The sequence below is a fragment of the Trebonia sp. genome (genome assembly GCF_049794275.1).
GTDB lineage: Bacteria > Actinomycetota > Actinomycetes > Streptosporangiales > Streptosporangiaceae > Trebonia.
In genome coordinates this window covers 1-6,861 of record NZ_JBARCR010001313.1, presented here as the reverse complement: position 1 = coordinate 6,861, position 6,861 = coordinate 1, and the positions used below count along the sequence as shown (strand labels likewise).

The following is a 6,861-nucleotide window of genomic DNA, read 5'->3' as shown; positions in this document are numbered from 1 at the left end:
GCGCTGGGCCGCCCGGCCGCCCGCCGCCCGCCGCTTGACCCGGATGGCCAGCTCCTTGTACTGCGGCTCGCGCTCCTTGAGGTCGGCGAGCACCGGGGTGGCGATGAAGATCGAGGAATAGGTGCCGGACAGCATGCCGACGAACAGCACGAGCGACAGGTCGTTGAGCGTCCCGGTGCCGAGCAGCGCACCGCCGATGAACAAGATCGACGCGACCGGCAGCAACGCGGTCAGCGAGGTGTTGATCGACCGGACCAGCGTCTGGTTCAGCGCGAGGTTCGCCGCCTCGCTATAGGTACTTCGCGTCGTAGTGAGCAGGCCGGCGGTATTCTCCCGGACCTTGTCGAAGACGACCACGGTGTCGTACAGCGAATAGCCGAGGATGGTCAGCAGGCCGATCACGGTCGCCGGGGCCACCGGGAACCCGACCAGCGCGTACACGCCGACCGTGATGACGATGTCGTGCAGCAGCGCGACGAACGCGGCGATGGCCATCTTCCACTCGAACGCGATCGTCAGGTAGATCACGATCACGATGAGGAAGATGATCAGGGCCTCGATGGCCTTGGTGCTGATCTGGCCGCCCCAGGTCGCGCCGACGAACGAGACGCTGATTTGGTTGACCGGGATGTGGAACGCCGACGAGATCGCGCTGGCCACCTGCGTGGTCACATCGGGCACCAGCGATGCGGTCTGGACCACCCATTGCGAGGTGCGCCCCGTGAGGTGCTGCACGGTCGCCTGGCCGCCGCCTGCCGAGTTCACCACCTGCGCGATCGCGCCCTGGCTCGTGGACGAGTTCGCCGGGAACTGGAAGCTCGACCCGCCCTTGAACTCCTCGCTGAAGTTGAGCCCGCGGGTCAGCAGCGCGACGACGCTGATCAGCAGGATGAGGCCGGAGATCGTGTACCACAGCCGCTGGCGGCCGACGAAGTTGAAGGAGACTTCGCCGCGGTAGAGCCGGCCGCCGAGATCGCCAACGCGTGACATCAGTCCTCCTCCTCCTCCTGCGAGCTGGCCGGCTCCTGCGAGGTGGCCGGCTCCCGCGAGGTGGCCGAAGAGCCAACCGAGGTTCTCGACCCGGTACCCGGGCGCTGGGTGCGCACCGTTCGCCGGGCCCCGGAGCGCCACGGCGTCTTGGCGCCGAGCCGCGCCGGGTCGAGTCCGGACCAGCGGTGCCCGCCGCCGTAGAACTTCGTCCTGGCGAGCAGGGTGACCATGGGCTTGGTGAACAGGAACACCACGAGCACGTCGATCAGCGTGGTCAGGCCGAGCGTGTAGGCAAAGCCCTGCACGTCGCTGATCGCGAAGTGGTACAGCAGGACCGCGGCGAGGAACGATACCGTGTCGGACACCAGGATCGTGCGCCTGGCGCGTTTCCAGCCGCTCTCCACGGCCGGGCGCAGCGTCTTGCCGTCCCGTACCTCGTCGCGGAGCCGTTCGAAGAACACGATGAACGAGTCCGCGGTGATACCGATCGCGACCACGAGGCCGGCGATGCCGGACAGCTCCAGGGTGTAGTGCTGGTAGCGGCTCAGCAGCACCACTGACAGGTAGGCAAGCAGCCCCGCGATCAGCAGGCTGGACACCGAGACCAGGCCGAGGCCGCGGTAGTAGATGAACATGTAGATCACGACGAGCAGCAGCCCGAGGATCCCGGCGGCCAGCCCCGCCTCCAGCGAGTTGTGGCCGAGTTGCGCGGAGACCGAGAGGACGGTCTGCGGCGTGAAGCTGAGCGGCAGCGAGCCGAACTTGAGGATGTCGGCCAGCTGGTTCGCCTGATCCTGGGTGAAGCCGTTGGGCGCCGGGCCGGTGATCTGCACGTTGCCCGCGGTGATCGGCGAGCTGGTCTCCGGAGCGGTCTGCACGTTGCCGTCGAGCACCAGCGCGGTCTGGTCCAGGTACTGGTCGTCCGGGTTGCTGGCCTGGGCGCTCGCGTAGTAGCTGTTGTACTGGTTGGTGGTCAGCGTGCCGAACGCCGCGGCGGCCTTGCCGTTCAGCGTGAGGTCCACGACCCACTGCGTGGTGTTCTGCAGGATGCCGGTGTTCACCGAGGTCACGTCGGGACCCTCGAAGACCGCGGGGCCGAGCGCGTACTTCATGCCGCTGGGGTCACACGACACGATCTGGCTGCTGGTGTCGTCGTACTGGTCCGCGTTCAGGGTGTACCCGACGGTGGCCTTCCAGCTTTCGTTCACCGTCGTGGAGTTGGGGCCGGGCTTGCACACCAGCTTGTTGAACAGCTTCAGCGTGGCGGCGTTGACCAGAGAAGGGTTACCGTACGTGGTCGGCGTCGTGGCCGTAGCGCTCGGCGACGCGCTGGCGCTCGCCGTCGGCGTCGCGGACGTGCTGGCCTTCGCCGTCGAGGTAGCGGTCGGGCTCGGGCTGGCCAGCCGCTCCGACTGCGCGTTGGTGGACGCCTTCGGGCTGGCACTCGTGCTCGGCGTGGCCGTCGAGCTGGGCCTGGCCACCGGGTTGGGCGCGGCGGCGCCGGTGTACGGCTGCACGAGGTACACCGGCCGGAAGGCCATCTTGGCGGTGGTGCTCACCAGCTTGAGGACGTTTTCCGGCGGCTGCCCGGGGATCGTCACGTTGATCAGGTCAGCGCCCTGCTGCTGGACCTGGGCGCCGGAGTTGCCGGTGCCGTTCACCCGGGACAGCAGCACGCTGATCGCCTGGTTCATGGCGCCCTGCGTCGGCACGCCCTTGGAGGTGTGCGCCTGGAGCACGACTTCGGTGCCGCCTGCCAGGTCGAGCCCGAGGCCGACCTTGAACTGCTGCTGCCACTTGGCGGGGTGGAAGGTCTCCTTGCCGGTGATCGAGATCAGCATGACCAGGATCACGACGGCCAGCAAAGCGAGCGCGCGAACGGGTCGCGGGCCGCTTCTCCTCGGTGGTGCCACTATCGCCTCTGCATATCGGAACTCGCCGAGCGCGCGCGCCCGTTAGTCGTTTTTGGTGCTGCCGGTATGCGCGGTCTCTTCCTCCGACTCGGCCGTGTCCGGCTCGCCGTCGTCGGCGTCCTCGTCCTCGTCCTCGTAGGAGTCATCCGGCGTCTCTTCGCCCGGGCTGACCACGTCCATGACGGCGCGCCGCATGTAGCGCACCTCGATGCCAGGCGCCACTTCGAGCACCACGTCGTCACCGTCAACGTCCACGACCGTGGCGTACATTCCTGCGGTGGTGCGAACCCGGGCGCCGGGAAGCAAGGTGTTCTGCTGCTTCGCAGCCTGCTGCTGACGGCGCCGCTGCGGCCTGATCATCAGCATGTAGACGCCGACGATGACGACCAGGATGAGGATCAGGGACGTCGGGTTGAAGCTCGAGCCCGACGACGAGGCTGCCAGGTAAGTGTGGTTCCCCATTATCGGGGTTTCCTTCCGGTTGATTTGCGCTAGCCGGCTGGCGCCGTCACACGACGGTCACGTGCCAACCTGCGCAGTGTAGCGGCGGTATGCATAACGCATAACCACCCTATTGGGTTTCCGCCGTGATCGTTACAGTTGGCTGGCCACTCGGTCAGTCGAACAGCGTGGGCATCTCGGAGGCGGCGGGCGGAGTCAGGCCGAGATGCTCCCAGCCCGCCCGCGTCGCGACCCGGCCGCGCGGCGTGCGGGCGAGCAGGCCGTGCCTGACCAGGAACGGCTCGGCGACAACCTCCACGGTCTCGGCCTCTTCTCCCACCACGACCGCGAGTGTGGACAGCCCCACCGGGCCGCCACCGAAGCGGCGGACCACCGCGTCGAGCACCGCGCGGTCCAGCCGGTCCAGCCCCATCTCGTCCACCTCGTACAGCTCCAGGGCGGTGCGGGTGATGTCGCGCGTGACTACGCCGTCGGCGCGAACCTCGGCGTAATCCCGCACCCTCCGTAGCAACCGATTCGCGATCCGCGGCGTGCCACGGGACCGCGACGCGAGCTCCTCGATGCCCGCGTCCTCGATCGGCACGCCGAGCAGCCCGGCGGACCTGCGGACGATCACGCCGAGCTCATCGGGCTGGTAGAAGTCCAGGCGCGCGGTGAACCCGAACCTGTCGCGCAGCGGGGCGGGCAGCAGCCCCGCCCTGGTCGTGGCGCCGACCAGCGTGAACGGCGCTATGTCCAGCGGGATCGCGGTCGCACCCGGCCCCTTGCCGACCACGATGTCGACCCGGAAGTCCTCCATCGCGAGGTAGAGCATCTCCTCGGCGGGGCGCGCCAGCCGGTGGATCTCGTCGATGAACACAACCTCGCCCTCTTGCAGCGTGGACAGCACCGCCGCCAGGTCGCCGGACCGCTCGATCGCCGGTCCTGAGGTGATCCGCAGCGGCGCGCCGAGCTCAGCCGCGATGATCATCGCGATCGTCGTCTTGCCGAGGCCTGGCGGCCCGGACAGCAGCACGTGGTCCGGTGGCCGGCCGCGCCGCAGCGCGCTGCGCAGCAGCAGCGTGAGCTGCTCGCGCACCCGAGCCTGGCCGACGAAGTCATCAAGGCGCTTGGGCCGCAGCGCGCTCTCGATCACCCGCTCGTCGCTGTCCGCCAGCGGCGAGACGACACTGTCCTCGCGGCGTCGCGACAGCTCCGCTTCCTCGGCCCTGGCCAGCGCGTCGCCCGAGTCGGTCACTGCTTACTCAGCTTCCGCAGCGCGGCGCGCAGCGCGCTGGCGACGTCAGGCGCCGGGCCGCCGTTCGCCTCGGCTTCCACTGCGGTGACCGCCGCGTCGGCGTCGCGGACGGACCAGCCGAGGTTCACCAGGCCGGACTGGACTTGATCCCGCCACGACGGCTCTGCCGTCCGGACCGCGCGGCCGGTGCCGGCGGCACCGTAATCGCCCGGCGCGCCGAGCCGGTCCCTGAGCTCGAGCACGATCCGCTCCGCGCCCTTCTTGCCGATGCCGGGGACCATGGTGAGCGCGTTCAGGTCTTCCGCCGCCACCGCCCGGCGCAGCGCGTCCGGCGAGTGCACCGCCAGCATCGCTAGCGCCAGCCGCGGACCGATGCCGCTCGCCGTCTGGAGCAGCTCGAAGATGTTCCGCTCGTCCTCGCTGGCGAAACCGAACAGGGTCAGCGAGTCCTCCCTGACGACCAGCGACGTCGCCACCCTCGCGCGCTCGCCCTGCTTCAGCGACGCGAGGGTGTCCGGCGTGCACTGCACCCGCAGGCCCACGCCGCCGACGTCGATGACGGCCCCGTCCGGGCTGACCCCGGCCACGGTGCCGTTCAGGTGCGCGATCACCGTCCGTCGCCTCCGTTCATGCTGGGTTGCCTGGCCCTGATGGCCGGAGTGCGCCACAGGTGGCAGATGGCCAGCGCGAGCGCGTCCGCGGCGTCCGGCGGGCGCGGCCGCTCAGGCATCCGCAGCAGCCGCATCACCATGGTGGTCACCTGGTCCTTGTCCGCCCGGCCGTTCCCGGTCACCGCCGCCTTGACCTCGCTCGGCGTATGCAGTGCCACCGGCAGCCCGCGCCGGGCGGCGCAGACGATCGCCACGGCGCCCGCCTGCGCGGTGCCCATCACGGTCCGCACGTTGTGCTGGCTGAACACCCGCTCCACCGCCACGGTGTCCGGCTGGTACTGGGTCAGCCAGCGCTCGATCTCTGTCTCTATGGCCAGCAGCCGGGTCGCGACGTCGTCGCCTGCCGCGGTGCGGACCACGCCGACCGCCACCAGAGTGGGCGGACGGCCAGGGACGCCCTCGACGACGCCGAGCCCGCACCTGGTCAGGCCGGGGTCGATGCCAAGCACGCGGGCGGGCGGCCGGGGAGCGTAGCTCGTCATCGCGCCCCACCATCCGATCATCCGCGGCGAACACCTGTTCGCCAGAACCCTACCGTGCGGCCGGCCCGGTGTCCCGTACTCGGCCAGCGTGTTGATCTATCTCGGTCAGGGTTTCTCGGCAACGCCCGCCCAGAGGACGCCAGGGGTGGCGGACTCTTCCGCGCCGTCCTGGCGCCATTCGTGGGTGAGCACCACGCCGGGATCCACCAGCCGCAGGCCGTCGAAGAAGCGGGTGACTTCTGCCCTGGTCCGCATGGTGAACTGCTGCGTCATCGACTCGTTCAGCCGGCGCCGCATCTCGGCCATCGTCTCGGTCTGCACGTCGCTGGCCAGGTGGGAGACGACGAGGAAGCTGCCGGGCGGGACCGCGGACATGAGCCTGGTGACGATGCCGCCGGGGTCTTCCTCGTCGCGCAGCATGTGCAGCACCGCCACCAGCATCACGGCGACCGGCTGGCTGAAATCCAGCACGTCGGCGGCACCGGCGAGGATCGCGGCGGTGTCCTTGATGTCGGCGTCGAGGTAGGCGGTGGCGCCCTCCCGGCTGCTGGTCAGCAGGGCGCGCGCGTGGGCCAGCACGATCGGGTCGTTGTCGACGTACACCACCCGTGCCGCCGGGGCGGCCGCCTGGGCCACCTCGTGCGTGTTGTTCGCCGACGGCAGGCCAGTGCCGATGTCGAGGAACTGGCGGACGCCCTCGGTCGCGGCCAGATAGCGCACCGCGCGGGCCAGGAACGCGCGGTTGGCGCGGACCGACAAGACGGTCTCCGGGTGGATCTCCAGCACCTTCTCGCCCACTGCCCTGTCGACCGCGAAGTGGTCCTTGCCGCCCAGCCAGTAGTCGTAGACGCGGGCGATGTGCGCGACCGTCGTGTCGATCTTCGGTGACGGCGCGTCGTCGGCCGCGGGGTCAGTGCGCAGAAGCCGGTCTGCCATGTGGCGATGATACCGAGCAGGCGGCGCTAGAACTCGTCGACCATGAACGGCGTCGCCGCGAAGGCGGCGTCCAGGGCCGCATCGGCGTCCGGCACGCCGCCAGCGGCCAGGCCGGCCAGGCGGAGGGTGCTGACCGGGGTGCCGGCGTACAGGGCCGCCAAGCCGCGAGC

At 69.8% G+C, this 6,861-nt stretch carries 7 protein-coding genes; all 7 read right to left on the bottom strand.

Going from position 1 to position 6,861, the window contains the following annotated elements; all coding sequences use genetic code 11:
- Window positions 1-990 (bottom strand): protein translocase subunit SecF (secF, locus tag WA805_RS31805; RefSeq protein ID WP_422276026.1); only part of this gene is annotated, 990 nt, incomplete at its 3' end.
- Entirely contained in the window at window positions 990-2,843 is a 1,854-nt protein-coding gene (gene secD, locus WA805_RS31800) for a protein translocase subunit SecD (protein WP_422289786.1), read from the bottom strand. The genes secD and secF, both read right to left, overlap by 1 nt.
- 102 nt (window positions 2,844-2,945) lie before the next feature.
- Window positions 2,946-3,365 carry a preprotein translocase subunit YajC gene (yajC, locus tag WA805_RS31795; RefSeq protein ID WP_422272786.1) on the bottom strand — a complete coding sequence of 140 codons (420 nt, stop codon included), beginning with the start codon at window positions 3,363-3,365 and terminating at the stop codon, window positions 2,946-2,948.
- 154 nt (window positions 3,366-3,519) lie between these two features.
- Entirely contained in the window at window positions 3,520-4,557 is a 1,038-nt protein-coding gene (gene ruvB, locus WA805_RS31790) for a Holliday junction branch migration DNA helicase RuvB (RefSeq protein WP_422272792.1), read from the bottom strand.
- A 41-nt stretch (window positions 4,558-4,598) separates the two neighbouring features.
- The gene (gene ruvA, locus WA805_RS31785; protein WP_422272788.1) at window positions 4,599-5,213 is read right to left on the bottom strand and encodes a Holliday junction branch migration protein RuvA; all 615 of its coding nucleotides are present in this window, start codon (window positions 5,211-5,213) and stop codon (window positions 4,599-4,601) included.
- Window positions 5,210-5,755 carry a crossover junction endodeoxyribonuclease RuvC gene (gene ruvC, locus WA805_RS31780; RefSeq protein ID WP_425244193.1) on the bottom strand — a complete coding sequence of 182 codons (546 nt, stop codon included), beginning with the start codon at window positions 5,753-5,755 and terminating at the stop codon, window positions 5,210-5,212. Before ruvC ends, ruvA begins: the two co-directional genes overlap by 4 nt.
- Before the next feature lie 105 nt (window positions 5,756-5,860).
- Entirely contained in the window at window positions 5,861-6,691 is an 831-nt protein-coding gene (locus WA805_RS31775) for an SAM-dependent methyltransferase (protein ID WP_425244192.1), read from the bottom strand.
- Window positions 6,692-6,861: the final 170 nt, after the last annotated feature.

What these genes read in the sequence shown, in the direction of transcription:
- yajC (WP_422272786.1), bottom strand. Translation starts at nt 3,365, where the DNA reads ATGGGGAACCACACTTACCTGGCAGCCTCGTCGTCGGGCTCGAGCTTC.
- ruvC (WP_425244193.1), bottom strand. Translation starts at nt 5,755, where the DNA reads ATGACGAGCTACGCTCCCCGGCCGCCCGCCCGCGTGCTTGGCATCGAC.
- WA805_RS31775 (WP_425244192.1), bottom strand. Translation starts at nt 6,691, where the DNA reads ATGGCAGACCGGCTTCTGCGCACTGACCCCGCGGCCGACGACGCGCCG.